This window comes from Herbaspirillum sp. GW822-FHT03A08 (genome assembly GCF_058801885.1).
Map to the genome: position 1 here is coordinate 628,295 of NZ_JBXANR010000004.1, position 15,874 is coordinate 644,168.

General features: G+C 60.5%; 13 protein-coding genes and 1 pseudogene. 5 read left to right on the forward strand and 9 right to left on the reverse strand.

Going from position 1 to position 15,874, the window contains the following annotated elements; all coding sequences use genetic code 11:
* Window positions 1-13: 13 nt before the first annotated feature.
* The 4 genes from AC1RN6_RS16065 (at window position 14) to AC1RN6_RS16080 (ending at window position 3,833) form a co-directional block, all read left to right on the forward strand.
* Window positions 14-1,558 carry an efflux transporter outer membrane subunit gene (locus AC1RN6_RS16065; RefSeq protein ID WP_493006430.1) on the forward strand — a complete coding sequence of 515 codons (1,545 nt, stop codon included), beginning with the start codon at window positions 14-16 and terminating at the stop codon, window positions 1,556-1,558.
* A gap of 238 nt (window positions 1,559-1,796) precedes the next feature.
* On the forward strand, window positions 1,797-2,300 hold the full coding sequence (locus AC1RN6_RS16070; RefSeq protein ID WP_493006431.1) for a DUF1993 domain-containing protein: 504 nt from the start codon (window positions 1,797-1,799) through the stop codon (window positions 2,298-2,300).
* 266 nt (window positions 2,301-2,566) lie between these two features.
* On the forward strand, window positions 2,567-3,178 hold the full coding sequence (locus tag AC1RN6_RS16075) for a superoxide dismutase (protein ID WP_493006432.1): 612 nt from the start codon (window positions 2,567-2,569) through the stop codon (window positions 3,176-3,178).
* A 40-nt stretch (window positions 3,179-3,218) separates the two neighbouring features.
* Window positions 3,219-3,833 (forward strand): DUF2325 domain-containing protein, encoded by a 615-nt coding sequence (locus AC1RN6_RS16080; RefSeq protein WP_493006433.1) that lies wholly within the window; start codon window positions 3,219-3,221, stop codon window positions 3,831-3,833.
* Window positions 3,834-3,845: 12 nt separating this feature from the next.
* Here AC1RN6_RS16080 and AC1RN6_RS16085 read toward each other — a convergent pair whose 3' ends face one another.
* The 8 genes from AC1RN6_RS16085 to AC1RN6_RS16120 form a co-directional block, all read right to left on the reverse strand.
* On the reverse strand, window positions 3,846-5,360 hold the full coding sequence (locus tag AC1RN6_RS16085; protein WP_493006434.1) for a SulP family inorganic anion transporter: 1,515 nt from the start codon (window positions 5,358-5,360) through the stop codon (window positions 3,846-3,848).
* Window positions 5,361-5,621: 261 nt separating this feature from the next.
* Complete coding sequence (locus tag AC1RN6_RS16090) at window positions 5,622-7,232, reverse strand: methyl-accepting chemotaxis protein (protein WP_493006435.1); 1,611 nt, start codon at window positions 7,230-7,232, stop codon at window positions 5,622-5,624.
* Between the two features lie 56 nt (window positions 7,233-7,288).
* The gene (locus AC1RN6_RS16095; RefSeq protein ID WP_493006436.1) at window positions 7,289-8,272 is read right to left on the reverse strand and encodes a M14 family metallopeptidase; all 984 of its coding nucleotides are present in this window, start codon (window positions 8,270-8,272) and stop codon (window positions 7,289-7,291) included.
* Window positions 8,273-8,301: 29 nt separating this feature from the next.
* Window positions 8,302-9,645: an MFS transporter gene (locus AC1RN6_RS16100; RefSeq protein ID WP_493006437.1), complete on the reverse strand. Its 1,344-nt coding sequence runs from the start codon at window positions 9,643-9,645 to the stop codon at window positions 8,302-8,304.
* A gap of 289 nt (window positions 9,646-9,934) precedes the next feature.
* Window positions 9,935-10,849, reverse strand: coding sequence for a LysR family transcriptional regulator (locus AC1RN6_RS16105; RefSeq protein ID WP_493006438.1), 915 nt, complete (start codon window positions 10,847-10,849; stop codon window positions 9,935-9,937).
* A gap of 74 nt (window positions 10,850-10,923) precedes the next feature.
* Window positions 10,924-12,522 carry a COG3904 family protein gene (locus tag AC1RN6_RS16110; RefSeq protein ID WP_493006439.1) on the reverse strand — a complete coding sequence of 533 codons (1,599 nt, stop codon included), beginning with the start codon at window positions 12,520-12,522 and terminating at the stop codon, window positions 10,924-10,926.
* 108 nt (window positions 12,523-12,630) lie between these two features.
* Window positions 12,631-14,262: an HD domain-containing phosphohydrolase gene (locus tag AC1RN6_RS16115; protein ID WP_493006440.1), complete on the reverse strand. Its 1,632-nt coding sequence runs from the start codon at window positions 14,260-14,262 to the stop codon at window positions 12,631-12,633.
* A gap of 13 nt (window positions 14,263-14,275) precedes the next feature.
* Window positions 14,276-14,524 (reverse strand): hypothetical protein, encoded by a 249-nt coding sequence (locus AC1RN6_RS16120; protein WP_493006441.1) that lies wholly within the window; start codon window positions 14,522-14,524, stop codon window positions 14,276-14,278.
* 222 nt (window positions 14,525-14,746) lie between these two features.
* Between AC1RN6_RS16120 and AC1RN6_RS16125 the strand changes: the two genes are divergently transcribed.
* The gene (locus AC1RN6_RS16125) at window positions 14,747-15,520 is read left to right on the forward strand and encodes a 3',5'-cyclic-nucleotide phosphodiesterase (RefSeq protein WP_493006442.1); all 774 of its coding nucleotides are present in this window, start codon (window positions 14,747-14,749) and stop codon (window positions 15,518-15,520) included.
* A gap of 99 nt (window positions 15,521-15,619) precedes the next feature.
* Here AC1RN6_RS16125 and AC1RN6_RS16130 read toward each other — a convergent pair.
* Window positions 15,620-15,874, reverse strand: a pseudogene (locus tag AC1RN6_RS16130) (FecR family protein); the annotation flags it as partial.

Consider the following 15,874-nt stretch of genomic DNA (forward strand, 5'->3'; position numbering starts at 1 on the left):
AAAGGAAAATAAAATGAACGCACTTACTATCAACAACTTCGGAGGCCTGGGCAGCAAGCTGCTCAAGCCCGTCCGGATCAGTTCTGTCCTGCTGGCCGCCATGCTGGTGCTGGCAGGCTGCTCGGTGGCGCCGACCTACGAGCGCCCCGCCGTGAACACCTCGGTCGCCTACAAGGAAGCTGCCGATGCAAAAGCAGCTTCCGACTGGAAGACCGCACAACCTGCGGAAGACATGGCCCGCGGCGAATGGTGGAAGATCTTCAACGATGAAGGCCTCAATGCCCTGGAAGTCCAGGCGCTGGAAGCCAATCAGAACCTGAAGGCCGCCGCCGCCCGTCTGACGCAGTCGCGTGCTCTGCGTCAGGACGCACGCTCCGGTCTGTTCCCGCAAATCGACGCCGGCTTCGGCGCGACCCGTCAACGTCAGTCTCCGGCCTCGCAAGGTCTGGCGCCGGATGCCAACACCACGCCGAACACCCTCTGGCGTGCACAGTTGGGCGTGTCGTATGAAGCCGACCTGTTCGGCCGCGTCGCCTCCACCGTGGATGCGGCGACCGCCGATGCGCAACGCAGCGAAGCGCTGTTCCATTCGGTGCGTCTGGCGCTGCAAGCCGACGTCGCTCAGCAATATTTCCTGCTGCGCGAACTGGATGCCGAGCAAGAGCTGTACAGCGGCACCGTCGATCTGCGCACGCAATCGCTGAAGCTGGTCCAGCGCCGCTTCGATGAAGGCGACATCAGCGAAGTCGACGTCGCCCGCGCCAGGTCCGAACTGGCTTCCGCGCAATCGGAATCCTTCGGCATCGCCCGTCAGCGCGCCAATGCAGAACACGCACTGGCAATCCTGCTGGGCAAGACGCCGGCCGAGTTCAACTTCACGCCGCAACCGCTGCAACGCCTGTCGATCACGATTCCCGCCGGTCTGCCGTCCGACCTGCTGGAACGCCGTCCCGACATCGCTGCTGCGGAACGTGCGATGGCTGCAGCCAATGCCCGCGTCGGCGTGGCCCGTTCGGCATGGTTCCCGCGTCTGGATCTGACCGGTGGTCTGGGTTACGAATCGGCCAAGCTGGGCGACTTGTTCAACTGGTCGAGCCGCACCTTCCTGCTGGGTCCGTTGGTCGGTACTGCGCTGACGCTGCCGATCTTTGACGGCGGCCGCCGTGAAGCCGGCGTCAATCGTGCCCGCGCTGCGTATGAAGAAGATGTCGCCAACTATCGCCAGACCGTCCTGACGGCCTTCCGCGAGGTGGAAGACAACCTCGCCAGCCTGCGCATTCTGGGCGACCAGACCCGCGCACAGGATGACGCGGTGTCGGCATCGAACCGCGCCGCCAAGCTATCGCACGTGCAGTACCGCGAAGGTTCGGTCAGCTACTTCAACGTGATCGACGCCGACCGCACCGTGCTGCAACAGCAGCGCGCAGCCGTGCAGCTCGACGGCGAGCGTGCCCGTTCGACCGTCAACCTGATCCGCGCACTCGGCGGCGGCTGGCATGGTCCGCTGGCGCCGACCGAGACGCAAGCGAAGAACGACGCCGCCGGCAGCAAGATGTAAGCGATGTAAAGGATGTAAGAGCGCATCCGCCGTGACGACACTGCGGATCGCTATGAGGTGTTTCGTCCCCTTGCCGGCCGGTTCGGTAGCCCATGCTGAACTGGTCGGTTTTTTTATTCCCTGCGGTTGCTTCGCATTGTCTTTATCATGGAGAAAAAAAGCAGCCGTTGTTGTTCCTCGTTATGCAAAACAGGCAAGGCGCCTCCGCAGCCTTGCCCTACTTATTCCAGGAGTCACTATGTCGCTCACCATGTACCAGGCTTCCATCCCCGTCTTCATCCGCGCACTGAATGTGCTGTCGACCTTGGTTGACAAGGCGGTCGCGCATGCCGAAGAAAACAAACTCGATCCTGAAACCCTCCTGAACGCACGTCTGTACGACGACATGTATTCACTGATCGGACAAATCCAGCGCGCCAGCGATGCCGCCAAACTCGGCACCTCGCGCCTGACAGCGATCCAGCCGCCGAGCTTCGCCGATGAAGAAACCACCTTCCCGCAATTGCAGGAACGCATCGCCAAGACGATTGCCTTCCTCGATACCGTGAAGCCGGAACAATTCGACGGCAGCGAAGAGCGCGAAATCGTCATCAAGCTGCGCGGCCAGGAAACGAAATTTACCGGCCAGACTTATCTGCTCACTTTTGTGCTGCCGAACTTCCTGTTCCACGTCACGACCGCCTACGGCATCCTGCGTCACAAGGGCGTGGTCATCGGCAAGATGGATTATCTCGGCTTCTAGTCGCATCATGGACTTCAGCCTGATCGAAAAGCCGGCGCATGCCGGCTTTTTTGCGCTTGGCCTGATACGATGAAAAGCCTATGAAGTGTAGGGATATCGATTTCTCATTTTCATCTAAAATCGAAGTCCGTCGTCCTTTGCCCTGCGCCTCGCATTGTTCATCATGCAGCCGCAACACTGCACGAGCGCCAGCTCAGTTTCAGCCAGCACAGCCCATACCGCCACCTATACGGCAGCCTCCCTTCCTTCAACAACCGGAGAGAACCATGCCATATAGCCTGCCCGCACTGCCTTACGCCTACGATGCGCTGGAACCGCACATCGATGCGCAGACGATGGAGATCCATCACACCAAGCATCACCAGACCTACATCAACAATCTCAATGCCGCCATCGCCGGCACCGAGTGGGAAAAACTGAGCGTTGAAGAACTGGTGTCGCGCGTCAAGGAAGTACCTGACAACATCAAGGCCGCTGTCATCAATCAGGGCGGCGGCCACGCCAATCACTCGCTGTTCTGGCTGGTCATGTCGCCTGGCGGCGGTGGCAACCCCGAGGGCAAACTGGCCGCCGCCATCGATGCCGAACTCGGCAGTTTCGACGCTTTCAAGGAAGCTTTCACCAAGGCCGCAATCTCGCGCTTCGGCAGCGGCTGGGCCTGGCTCAGCGTGACGCCACAAAAGAAACTGATCGTGGAAAGCAGCGGCAATCAGGACAGCCCGCTGATGCACGGCAACACCCCCATCCTCGGTCTCGACGTGTGGGAACACGCCTACTATCTGCGCTACCAGAACCGCCGCCCGGAATACATCGGCGCCTTCTACAACGTGGTGAACTGGCCGGAAGTGGCGCGGCGCTATCAGGCTTGCCTGAAGTGACACATGCGCGTCAGCCAAGGCGAGCAACAAGGAGGACAGCATGAACATGCCGATTCAGGACGTGGCGCTGCTGCAGCACGAACAGCGCACGCTGGTATCGCATCTGGCGCGCGTGCAAACGCGCTGCAGCGCCTTGATCCAGGAACAGGCCGCAGAAATTGCGGAACTCAAATCCCAGGCCATGCGCATGCGCGCCGCGATTATCGCGCGCGATACCGCACTGGCCTGGGCTTATGAAGACCGTGCTGCGCTGGAGGCGGCCATTCCCGACCTGCCTTCACGCGCCACGCTGGCGCGGCGCGTGAAGGAACTGAGCAAGCGTTTGCAAGACTTGATGCGAGAAAAATTGCGGCCGGTCATCTCTCTCCCGGCCGGTACAGACATGCCGTCAGAGAACGCCGGTATGGAAGAAAAAATGCCGGCTGAACCGGAAGAAATCTCCGGACTGGAAGCCAGCATCGTTGCCGCCGATCTGGTGATCTGCCAGACCGGTTGCCTGAGCCACGGCGCGTACTGGCGCGTGCAGGATCATTGCAAGCGCACCGGCAAGACCTGCATGTTGGTGGCGCAACCGGCCAGCGTGCGGATCGTCCGCATTCATCAGAACAAAGACGGTGCACGCAGCACCAGTCTTGAAGAGCAGATGCCTGAGTAATCTCGGGCAAGCTCAGCGCGCTGCGCCGGCGCCGGCAATATCCAGCTGGCTGACATGCATGCCCGCCCGGTGCAGCAATTGCTGATTGCGTTTGGACAAATGCATCATGTGCAATTGCTTGCCGGCTTTGCCGTAACGCTCAGACAGCGCCTCCAGCGCGGCAATCGCCGAGTGATCGGCCAGATGCAGGTGACGGCAGTCAAGCACCACGCGATGCGGATCCTGCTGCGGATCGAACATCTCCAAAAAATGCGTGGTCGACGCAAAGAACAAGGTGCCGTGCAGCTGATATGTTTTTTCATCGGCATCGGCCTGTACGATGTCGGCGCGGATTTCACGCGCATGCTGCCAGGCGAAATTGAGCGCGGCAATCACGATGCCGCATAACACCGCCACCGCCAGATCGGTAAACACGGTGATGACGGTGACGGCCACAATCACCAGCGCATCATGGCGCGGCACCTTGCCCAGCACCCGCAGCGAACCCCAGGCGAAGGTCTGCTGCGCCACCACGAACATCACGCCCACCAGCGCCGCCAGCGGAATACGTTCGATCCACGGCGACAGGAACAGGATGAACAGCAGGATCATCACGCCGCTTACCATACCCGACAGGCGCGAGCGTCCGCCCGAGCCGAGGTTGATCATGGTCTGGCCGATCATGGCGCAACCGCCCATGCCGCCGAACACGCCGGACAGGATATTGGCCGCGCCCAGCGCCAGACATTCACGGTTGGCCTGACCGCGCGTCTCGGTGATGTCGTCGGTGAGATTAAAGGTCAGCAAGGTTTCCAGCAAGCCGACTATCGCCATCAGCACGGCGTACGGCGCGATGATGCGCAGCGTCTCCACCGTGAGCGGCACTTCAGGAAAATGGAAGATCGGCAGATCGCCCGCGATGTGCGCCATGTCGCCCAGGGTGCGCGTAGGCAGATGCAGCACCTGGCTCAGCACGCCGATGCCGACGATGGCCGCCAGCGCCGGCGGAATTGCCTTCGTCACGCGCGGCAACAGGTAGACGATCAGCATGGTGACGATCACCAGCCCCGCCATGACCAGCAGCGGCGCGCCTTGCAGCCAGTGCACGCCATCCGGCGTCGATTGTTTGAAATGCTCCAGCTGCGCCATGGCGATAACGATCGCCAGACCGTTGACGAAGCCCAGCATCACCGGATGCGGCACCATGCGCACCAGCTTGCCCAGGCGCAAGGCGCCGAACAGCAGCATCAGGACGCCGCTCAGCATCACCGTCGCAAGAAAGTATTGCGCACCGTGCTGCACCACCAACGCCACGATCACCACCGCCATCGAGCCCGCCGCACCGGAAATCATCCCGGGACGGCCGCCGAACAGCGCGGTCACGGTACAGATGATGAAGGCGCCATACAGGCCCATCAGAGGATTGAGCTGCGCCACCAAAGCGAAGGCGATGCACTCCGGCACCAGCGCAAAGGATGAAGTCAGGCCGGCCAGGACATTGGCTTTGGCGTTCGAGAACCATTCATCCCGCAAAGAAGTTTTTTTCATTGGTCGTAACCCGTAATCCGTAATCTGATGCCGGCGCATATTCTGACAAGGTCAGATGCACGTACTACACACCAGCCAAAGGCGAAACAGAGATGACGACCTGCAGGAAAAGCGCTCCGCAGACCAACTGCAGGAAATGAGTAGCGCTCAGAAAGGGAGATGTCAGATTGTTGCGTAGGAGGCAATGCGTAAGCCGGATCGGCGCCGACAAGGCGCTGCGCCGATCCTGTATTCTACCGCATCCGCCATGGTGGCCCTGGCTCAGGCCAGCCGGGCTGCAGCGTAGTGCGGCAGTACCGGTGCCGGGCGGTATCCGTGATCGAGCGAAAACACGCTCACCAGCTGCGCCAATGCCGCAGCCTGGGTCTGCATGGACGACGCCGCAGCAGCAGCTTGCTCCACCAGCGCGGCGTTCTGCTGAGTCATTTCATCCATCTGGCTGATGGCGTCGTTGACCTGTTCGATGCCGGACGATTGCTCGCGGCTGGCGAGACTGATTTCGCCGACGATTTCCGCCACTTTCCGGACGCTGTCGACCACGCGTTCCATGGTCGCACCGGCCTGCTCCACCAGCACGCTGCCGTCGCCAACCTTCTTCACCGAGTCGTCGATGAGCAATTTGATTTCCTTGGCGGCGGTGGCGCTGCGTTGCGCCAGGCTGCGCACTTCGCTGGCGACCACGGCGAATCCGCGTCCCTGCTCGCCGGCGCGTGCCGCTTCAACAGCTGCGTTCAAGGCCAGGATATTGGTCTGAAAGGCAATGCCGTCGATCACGCTGATGATATCGACAATCTTGCGCGATGAACCGTTGATTGCGGTCATCGTCGCCACCACGCGGCCCACCACTTCGCCGCCTTCGACGGCGATGCCGGATGCTGCCGAGGCCAGCTGGCTGGCGGTGTCGGCGTTGTCGGAATTCTGGCGCACGGTGGAAATCAGCTCTTCCATCGCCGACGCGGTTTCTTCCAATGCGCTGGCCTGCTGCTCGGTGCGCGCCGACAGATCGTGGTTGCCGGTGCTGATCTCGCTGGAGGCGATGGCGATCGTATGCGTGCCGGTGCGCACATTGCTGACGATGTTGCGCAGGCTGCCGTTCATGTCGTTGAGCGAAGACAGCAGTTGACCGACCTCATCGCCACCCTTGCCGCCTTTTCCGTCGGCATCACTGATCTGCGTCGTCAGGTCGCCATCGGCAACACGGCGCGAGATGCCCAGCGCGATATTGATCGGACGCGTAATGCCTACCGTCAGATACCAGGCGCAGAAGCAACCGAGCAGCAGCGCCATCCCTTCCAGGATCAGCAGCAGGTGGCGGCTGCCGGCGGCGATATCGTCGATCTGCTGGGTGGTCTTGTCGATGTCGCGCTGTTCCAGTTCCAGCAGCTTGAGCATGGAGTCCTGATAGCTCTTCGCCAGCGGCACGAACTCCTGATCCAGGATGCGATTGCCTTCTTCGATGTTGCCGGCCGATTTCAGATCGAGGATGCGATAGTGCGACGCCAGATAGACCTTGCGGCGCTCGCCGATATTCTGGAACAAGGCCTTTTCATCATCGCTGCTGAGCAACTCGCCGATCTCTTTTTGCAGGCGCGTGGAGTTGTTGGTCGAGGCCTTGGCTTCGTCGATGAAGTAGGTCTTGAGCGTCGGATCGGCGCTGCGTGAAATCGCAATGGTGCGCACGATCCCTGCACGCAGGCTGCCGTACCAGCTGGAAATCAGCCGCTCCTTGCGCGCCGACTGCTCGACCATCGCCCGCGTGACGTCCGACACAACTTGCAGGCGCCAGATGCCGATCGCCGCGATGACGATGGACAGCAGCATGATCACGGCAAATCCTAATGCCAGCCGTTTGCCGATTTTCATTTTCCCCATGATGCACCTGCTCCCCTGAACTTGTTGTGTCGAACGCTGCCTTTGGCTGATTTCGGCTAGCGCGTGACGATATGCCCCAGCCGCACCACGGTGACGCCGGGTCCGAGCTGGCGCAGCGATGGCATGACGATGACGCAGTTGTCGTACGGCGTGACGAACTCGCGCTCGCCTTCGCGCGCGATGACGGTGCCGGCCCTGGCGATGATTTCCATGCCGCGATAGTCTTCGGCGAATTCAAAATCATAGGACGTCGCCACCACCGGTTCGGTCACGCGGAAGAAGCGCTGCGGCGCCGGATCGCCGGCCAGCATGAAGCCGCGCAACGAGCTCTGCGCCATCACGCCGGTGGCGATCATGAAACGACAGGCCGAATCCATTGCCACTTCCTTGCTGCGCGCGGAGAAGTGCTGGCCAGTCTCGATCAGCAATGCATTCTTCGCGCTGGCCGGATCGCCGAAGCCGGCATAGTCGCGCATGCGCTTGCCGTTGGGATGGCCGACGTCGATGATCACGTGTTCCGGCGCGCCGACTTCGGCCGAGAACCGGATGCCTTTTTCGAGCGGACCGCTGACGATCAGCGGCGGCGCTTCTTCATGCATGGAATGCAGATCCAGCATGTAGTCGACCGTGTCGATGATGGGACGCAACTGGCGCGCGCGGCGCAGCTCGATGCTGTCTTCGGCGCCGTCGAGGCGTTCCGAAGACCAGACGCGATTCATGTCTTCATCGACGTAACGGGTCGCATCCGGATTGTTCGCATCGAAGCGGCGATAGGCGTCGACGTTGGCAAAGCCCAGCGTGATGCGGCCCTTGATCGGCTTCAGGCCGGCTTGCAGCAGACGATCGACGGTGATCGCGCCGCTGACTTCATTGCCGTGCATCAGCGCCAGGATCATCACATGCGGACCGGCGATGCCGCTGTCGATGCTGTGCACGTAGTCGACGCCGGTATTGCCATGCTGCCATTTGTCGATGTTGGGAAACTCCACCTCGACCGGATAGTGTTTCAGTTGTGCGCGTACTTGTTCCAGGGTTTTCATGCAAAAGACTCCAGCTAATCCAGATAAATTTATTGGGTGCGCCCCATCCGGCGGCCCAGCGCGATCACCGCTACAAGACTGATCAACGCGGTCGCCATGACGTAGAAACTCGGCGCCATCTTGTTCTCGGTTGCAGCAATCATCCAGGTCACGATCAGCGGTGAAAAACCGCCAAATAGCGTCACCGAGAAGTTATAGCTCAGTGCAAGACCCGTGCCGCGTGTCTGCGTCGGGAAAATGTCCGACAGCATCGCCGGAATCGGTCCCAGGCAAGCCGCAATCAGCACGCCCACGATACCCTGCACCGCAATCAGCGTCGTCACGGTCGGCCAGGTGTTGAGCAGCATGAACAGCGGATACGACGTCACGCCGATCGACACCATGGCGATCGTCAGCACACGGAAACGGCCGTAGCGATCCGACAAGGTGCCGAACACCGGCGCGGTCAGCATCAGCACCAGTCCGGTGATCAGCGCGCCGATGAAGGACGACGTCGCAGGAATATGCAACTGCTTCAGGGCGTAAGTCGGCATGTACAGCTTGTGCACGTAGTTGAAGCCGGTGGCGCCGGCCACCACGCCAATAGCCAGCAACAGCTTGACGCGGTCGCGCACCAGCACAATCATCAGCGGCGATTTTTCCGCCTTGGCGACAGCAGCATCGGCGGCAATCTTCTTGAACTCCGGCGTCTCATCGATCTGGCTGCGGATATAAAGACCGACCGGCCCCACCAGCAAACCGAAGCAGAACGCTACGCGCCAGCCCCAATCGTTGAGCTGCGCATCCGTCAGGTTGTAACTGAGCAAGGCGCTGACACCGGCTGCCAGCACGGTGGCCAGACCTTGCGTCGACAATTGCCAGCTGGCGAAAAAGCCGCGGCGCCTGGCGTCGGCATGCTCGACCATGAAGGCCGTCGCTGCGCCGAATTCGCCGCCGGTGGAGAAGCCCTGCAGCAAACGCGCCACGATGATGATCAGGGGCGACGCGATGCCGATTTGCGCATAGGTCGGCGCAAACGCGATCATCGCCGTGCCGACCATCATGATCAGGATCGATGCCGTGAGCGACGCCTTGCGGCCCGCGCGGTCAGCGTAAGAGCCGAGCACGATGGCGCCCAGCGGACGGATGATGAAGGAGATACCGAAGGTGCCGACGCTCAGCAGCAGCGAGGTCGTTTCATCTTGCGCGGGAAAGAACAGCTTGCCGATCACCACGGCGAAGTAACCGTAGATCAGCAGGTCGTAAAACTCCAGCGCATTGCCGATGCTGGCGGCGCAGATTTCCTTCCAGGGATTCTTGCGTTTGGCTGCCTGCGGTGCGGTGGCGCGAGGTATTGCGGCAGATGATGACGGCGACTCGAATTCGGCGGACATGCGGTGACTCCCATTCTCTCTCAGTGCGGCGCATTGCTGCTGCGAGGGCAGTCGTGTCAGCGCCGCTTATTCTATTTGGCTCGATCACCATGGCGCATCCGGCAAGATGCTCGAAAATAGTGCGCGTTGTACGCTATTGCACTCTATTTGTGAGCGTGTTTCCAGACGTGCCGCAAGGCGTTTCGAGAACTTTGAGGGAGTATAGTGAGCGCGATTTTTTGCTTATTGCCGTTTCGGCACAAGCTTGTGCTTTTTGCTGCAGACCCGTTTTAAAGCGGGGTTCAACGCATCAGGGCTGGTCGATGGCATCCGACGCCACGCCGTCCCAGATCGCATTGACCAGCGCGTTGTCATTGCCGCGCACGCGATACAGAGAGATGTCGAAGTTCACCCGCATCTCCGGCTCGCCGATGACCAGCAGCCGGCGCTCGTTGACGTCTTCCTGCACCAGCCGTTGAGGCAGCCAGGCCACGCCGACGCCGCGGCGCGCCATCTCATGGATGGATTCGTAGGAGTCGGCTTCATACACCATGCGCAAGGAAATTTTCTTGGGCAGACCGGCCAGATGCTTGGCCAGCACGCCGCGGAGTGTCAGCGATTGCGAGAAACCCAGCCAGGGTGTCGGCGTTGCTGCACTGGCCGGCGCCAGCTTGAACCGGGGACGTCCCTTGGCGTCGGCAGCGACCACCGGCAACAGAATCTCGCGCGCCAGCGTCAGTGACTCATAACGCATCGGATCGATCAGCAGGCGCGTGGTCGGACTCGAATAAATCACCAGCAGGTCGGCGTCGCCCGCACCGAGCCGCAAGATCACCTCCTGCGCACCGCCGGTGCTGACCGACACCGGAAAAGGCCCGAAGCGCTGGTTGATGCTTTCATACCAGTCCGGAAAAAACGTCCGCGCCAGTGTACGGCCGGTAGCCACCCGCAAGGTCTGCTCCACCGGGCTCGAGCCATCCTGCAGTTGCGCCCGCGCCGCATACAAGACATCGGTCGAATGCGTCGCCGCATCAAGAAACAACTGCCCTGCCGCCGTCAGCGACACCGGATGCGAACGCACTACCAGCTCGGCGCCGACCCATTGCTCCAGCGCCTTGATGCGTCTGCCGAAAGCCGGATGCGTGACGAAACGGTTCTCCGCCGCACGCGAAAAACTGCGCGTGCGCGCCAGTTCAATGAAGTCTTCCAGCCAGATCAGATGCACGTTGCCGTCCTTGTTTTATCCCTATTTTCCGCAATTACACCATATGACCCGGCACCCGCAGGAAGTAATCGACATCAATGCCGTGAATACAGCACCCGCAAAGTGCGCTTGCGCAGCACCTCCGGCTGCGTGTCGATCGCTTTGAGATAGGTGATCACCATCGCGCATGTTGCGCCGGGCGACGCCGCGCGCAATGGCGGCGACCTCAGCAATTGTTGCTGCTCGGGTGTCAGTGCGGCGAGCAAATAGTTGACGGTTTGCTGTGTTTCTTCCGGCGTGAAGGTCTTGCGGTTGGCCGGGCTGCTGTCGCGGATCATGGCGGCTGTATAGCGCGCTTCGCGGTCGGTAAGTTCCTGCGGCAGCGATACCCGGGCACGCGCAGCCGGCGAACCGGGGAACAATGTTGCCACGCAGGCTTCACTGTTTTGCAGACGCAATGCCTCGGCGCGTTCCAACAGCAGATGCTGGAAATCCATCAATGACTTGTCCGACGCCACCGGCAGCAGCCGTCCCGTCATCTGGTTCAACTCGGTCCGCGCCGCCGCAACGATCTCGCTGTCCGGTCGCCTGTCCTGCGCCTTCTTCCAGGCACCGTCGACGATGCGATTGAAATCGTCCGGGTACTTCACGGACAGGACGTCGAAGACTTCCGATTTCTTGAATTCCTCTTCCAGTTTTTCGCGCGTGGAAGCCATCGTCGCCAGTGTTGCGGTTTCGCCGCCCAGACTGGTCCGTGTCAGCACGCCCGCCTGCAGCAACTCATCGTGGCTGGGGTACCAGACGCTGTCGTGACTGGTGCCGACGATGCGGTTGATGAAGTCGGGTGATAGTCCTGCCTGGCCATAGGTTTCGCGCGCCAGTTTTTCATCAGTCGAGCGGGCGAATTTTTCATCGAAGCCGCCCATGGAATGGAAGGCATGAAAACCGATGCGCGCAGCCGGATCCGCGGCCCGGCTCTTGCCTGCCAAAAACGCGATGGTGCAAGCGGAGGCGCAGTCCTGCTCGACATAGGTATCAAGTCCGCGCGCGGCGATAATTTTCGCGAGCCGGCGACCTTGCGTCACCCAGCCGCCGCTGGAATACAACACCACGGTGCGCACACCAGGTGCGGCATCAAGCGCCTTGACGAAGCGTTCGGCGGTGTCGTCGTTGATGCCGCCTTTAAGAAGAATGGAGCGGCCGTCGGCGCGCACTTCGAAGGTGGTTTCCGGCCCCCATTGCGAACCGAGCGCTGTGCGCACGTATTCGCCCAGGGCGGTACGAATGCTGACGGCGTTGGCGACGGTGCCGATCAGTCCGAACACCAGCATGACGCGGGCGAAGTTGGCCCAGAACCGCTTGCCGCCGCGTTGCACATGTTTGCCCGCCGACATCCAGGTTCCCCACGCGCCCCAGGCCCAGGTCACCCAACCCAGAAACAAGGCAAGCACGGTCGCGGCAGCGCCGTAGCGCGCCGGCCTGTCGGTAAAGAGCGGGATCAGCGCGAGGCCCAGCAATCTGGGTAAAAATGCGGCGTACACCACCATGTGCAGCCAGTAGGACCGTCCCAGCGAATAGTCGCCGCGCAGGTGGCGGCGCAAGAACGAGCGATGCGGCGCCGGTCTGTGCACCGGTGAATTTGCTGGCGTCTCTGCGTTATTTACGGTGCTGCCAAGGCCTGTTGACGTTTCCATCAGGAGAGATTCCCACGCTGTTTCTCGCAGTAAGCGATTTGAGGTGTGGCCCGGATCCCTGGTGATCGCCGGACGAAACATGTCGTCCGGCGGCCGGAGGGCAGTGCCTTAAGGAACGTAACCCGGAATCTTGCTGTGATCGACGACGTCGATCTGGCTGGCGGGCATGAACTTCTCTGCGTATTTTTCGTAGACCTTGCTGCGCACGAAGACGTCGAACAGATCGGGGTCAATGTGATCGCGCAGGCGGAAGCCGCCGAGGATTTCCAGCGCCTCGCTGAGCGTGTTGCCGCGCTTGTACGGACGGTCGGCAGCGGTGAGCGCCTCGAAGATGTCGGCGATCGCCATCATGCGTGCCGGCAGCGACATCTGTTCACGCGTGAGTCCCTTCGGATACCCCTTGCCGTCCATGCGCTCGTGATGGCCGCCGGCGTATTCAGTGACGTTGCGCAATTGCTTCGGCCACGGCAGCGACTCAAGCATCTTGATGGTGACGACGATGTGGTTGTTGATGATCTGGCGCTCGGCATCGTTGAGCGTGCCCATGCGGATGCGCAGATTGGTGATTTCGTCGTCGGTCAGCGCCGAGATGACATCCCCTTCCGGTCCGCGCCATTGGCGCGCGGCGATGGCGGTGACGTGATCCTGGTCTTCCGGCTTCATGCCTTCGCTGCCGATGTTGGCCTTGCGCAGGAAGTTGCGGTCGGCGTCCAGCGCGGCGCATTGTTCCGCCAGCTCGCGGTCCATCGCTTCGCTTTGCGCAGCGTCGAGTGCGGCGCCCAGTTCCAGCTTCTTCCTGAGGACAGCGATTTCGGCGTCGCGCTTGAGCACTTCGAAACGTGTATCGATCAGGCCGATGCGGTCATAGATGGTTTGCAGCTTGGTCGATTTCTCGACCACGTGATCGGGTGTGGTGATCTTGCCGCAATCGTGCAGCAGACCAGCCACCCACAATTCGCGGCGATCGCGCTCGGTCATCTGGAAATCCGCCACCGGACCTTCGGTGGTTTCATGCGCGGCTTCGGCCAGCATCATCGCCAGCTCGGGCACGTGCTCGCAATGGCGACCGGTGTGCGGAGATTTTTCATCGATGCCCATGTTGATGAGCTTGATGAAATGTTCGAACAGATTTTCCAGACGATAGATCAGTTGCTGGTTGGTGATGGCGATGGCCGCCTGCGACGCCAGCGCTTCGATGAAATACTGATCGGTCTGAGAAAACGGATGCGGCTTGCCGGTGTCCGGATCGATGGCGTTGACCAGCTGCAGCACACCGACCAGTTCGCCTTCGTGATCCTGCATCGGCACGGTCAGGAAGGACTGCGAGTGGTAGCCGAACTTCTCGTCGAACATGCGCATGCCGGAGAAGTTGAATTCCTTGGCCTGATATACATCAGGGATGTTCACCGATTTGCGCGTATTGGCGGCATAGGCGGCGACGGCGCCGAGGTTCTTGCTGCCATCGGGAAGAGTCAGCTGAATGTTGGGGATGGTGATCTTCTGCTCGCTGCTGCCGCCCTGGTGCATGCCCAGCGTATCGTTGATCGAGATATAGAAGGCCAGGCTATCCTCGTCCTCCACCGTGCGGTAGAGCGTACCGCCATCGGCCAGGGTGATGCTGCGCGCGGTCTGCAGGATACGCTCAAGCAACAACGGAATGTTGCGGTTGCTGCTGAGCGCCACGCTGAGCTCGGTCAGTTTTTCCAGGCGGTGGGCGATATCGAGATGCTGGTTTTTCATGTTGTTCGTCGGCTCAATGAAGATAGCTGGCCTGCATCGCCCTCTGCGATGCAGTAAAACGTTTGCTTGCGGCACTTTGTGATTCTGCAAAGATACGCTTCAATACTGACAACAAAGTGTCAAGCAGAGCGCTTTTTTCCCGCCTGTTACCGCAACGAGACACAGGTGCGCATTGGCGTGCATTTTTTGCCCGCCCGATGAAATGCTGAAATGTCATTTCCCCTGCCGCTTTCCCGGTTTGCGGTCCTTTGACCTGCGTCATGTTTTGCTGTTGTTTCGCTGGATGCGCCCGTGCTTTTTATTGATTTAGACCGGCGGATAACTTACCATCGAACGATGTTGCCTAGATTGCCACATTCTGCTTCCGGGCAGCAATCTTTCGCATAAAAAAAACAAGAGTAGTGTCACGGGGGACCGCGGAAAATTTCCGTACGAACATATTTGTTCCGGTCGCAACAATCATCATTTCAATCCAGATCAGACGATGCGCGTAGAAATTCTCGGATGCAGTGGCGGCATAGGCGGCAACACGCTGCGCACCACATCCCTGCTGGTGGACAGCGACATTCTGATCGACGCCGGCACCGGCGTGAACGATCTGCCTTTGCAAGCGCTGGCCGCCATCGACCACGTCTTCATCACGCATTCGCATCTGGATCACATCGCCTGCCTGCCCTTCATCCTAGACAGCGTCGGCGACCAGCGCAACACGCCGCTGACCATGCACGCCACACGCGCAACGCAGGACATCATCCGCAAGCACATCTTCAACTGGCAGATCTGGCCCGACTTCAGCGAGATTCCATCACCGGAAAATCCCTTCCTGCGCTTCAACACCATCGAAGTCGGCAAGTCGCTGCTGATCGGCGAACGCAGCATCACCGCGCTGCCGGCCAACCACACGGTGCCCGCTGTCGGCTATCACCTGGAAGACCTGCGCAACAACGCCAGCCTCGTCTTCAGCGGCGACACCACCAGTTGCGACGCACTGTGGGAAACCGTAAACACCATCGACAACCTGCGCTACCTGATCGTCGAAGCCGCCTTCCCCGACAGCGAACGCGAACTCGCCAAGCTATCCAAACACTTCTGCCCCAGCCTGCTGCTGGACGACTTGGCCAAGCTCAGGAGCAATCCCGAAATCCTCGTCACGCACGCCAAACCAGGTCTGTTCAATCAGATCGAAAAGGAACTGCTGCAAGGCGCCGGTACGCGCAACATCAAGATGCTGATGGCGGAGTCGGTGTTCGAGTTCTGAATGTTCCGGTTCTGATTGTTCAGGCTCGGATTTCGTTGCACATCCACATCGGTCAAGGAAGCGCCGTTTATGCAGCGCTTCCTTTTTTATTTCCCGCGCTTACTGCACCATGCAGGACACACTCTTCGATGCGTCAACCGACTTCGTTCCCGGCGCATTCTTGCTGATCGATTGCGGCATCGTGACCTGGAGCCCTTGCGTCGGCGGAATCACCGTCGGCGGCGTATTCAGATTGGCGACAAAGCCGAACTGGCCTGACTGGAACACCTGCGAGCCGGACGGATTGCTCAGCACAATAGCGCCTTGCGACACGTCCACATGCAGGCCGTTGGACGGTGTCGTGCCATTCGATGT

Coding starts and splice junctions, on each gene's coding strand:
- AC1RN6_RS16090 (WP_493006435.1), bottom strand. CDS start 7,232: ATGGGGAAAATGAAAATCGGCAAACGGCTGGCATTAGGATTTGCCGTG.
- AC1RN6_RS16075 (WP_493006432.1), top strand. CDS start 2,567: ATGCCATATAGCCTGCCCGCACTGCCTTACGCCTACGATGCGCTGGAA.
- AC1RN6_RS16125 (WP_493006442.1), top strand. CDS start 14,747: ATGCGCGTAGAAATTCTCGGATGCAGTGGCGGCATAGGCGGCAACACG.
- AC1RN6_RS16085 (WP_493006434.1), bottom strand. CDS start 5,360: ATGAAAAAAACTTCTTTGCGGGATGAATGGTTCTCGAACGCCAAAGCC.
- AC1RN6_RS16070 (WP_493006431.1), top strand. CDS start 1,797: ATGTCGCTCACCATGTACCAGGCTTCCATCCCCGTCTTCATCCGCGCA.
- AC1RN6_RS16080 (WP_493006433.1), top strand. CDS start 3,219: ATGAACATGCCGATTCAGGACGTGGCGCTGCTGCAGCACGAACAGCGC.
- AC1RN6_RS16110 (WP_493006439.1), bottom strand. CDS start 12,522: ATGGAAACGTCAACAGGCCTTGGCAGCACCGTAAATAACGCAGAGACG.
- AC1RN6_RS16095 (WP_493006436.1), bottom strand. CDS start 8,272: ATGAAAACCCTGGAACAAGTACGCGCACAACTGAAACACTATCCGGTC.
- AC1RN6_RS16120 (WP_493006441.1), bottom strand. CDS start 14,524: ATGACGCAGGTCAAAGGACCGCAAACCGGGAAAGCGGCAGGGGAAATG.
- AC1RN6_RS16100 (WP_493006437.1), bottom strand. CDS start 9,645: ATGTCCGCCGAATTCGAGTCGCCGTCATCATCTGCCGCAATACCTCGC.
- AC1RN6_RS16115 (WP_493006440.1), bottom strand. CDS start 14,262: ATGAAAAACCAGCATCTCGATATCGCCCACCGCCTGGAAAAACTGACC.
- AC1RN6_RS16065 (WP_493006430.1), top strand. CDS start 14: ATGAACGCACTTACTATCAACAACTTCGGAGGCCTGGGCAGCAAGCTG.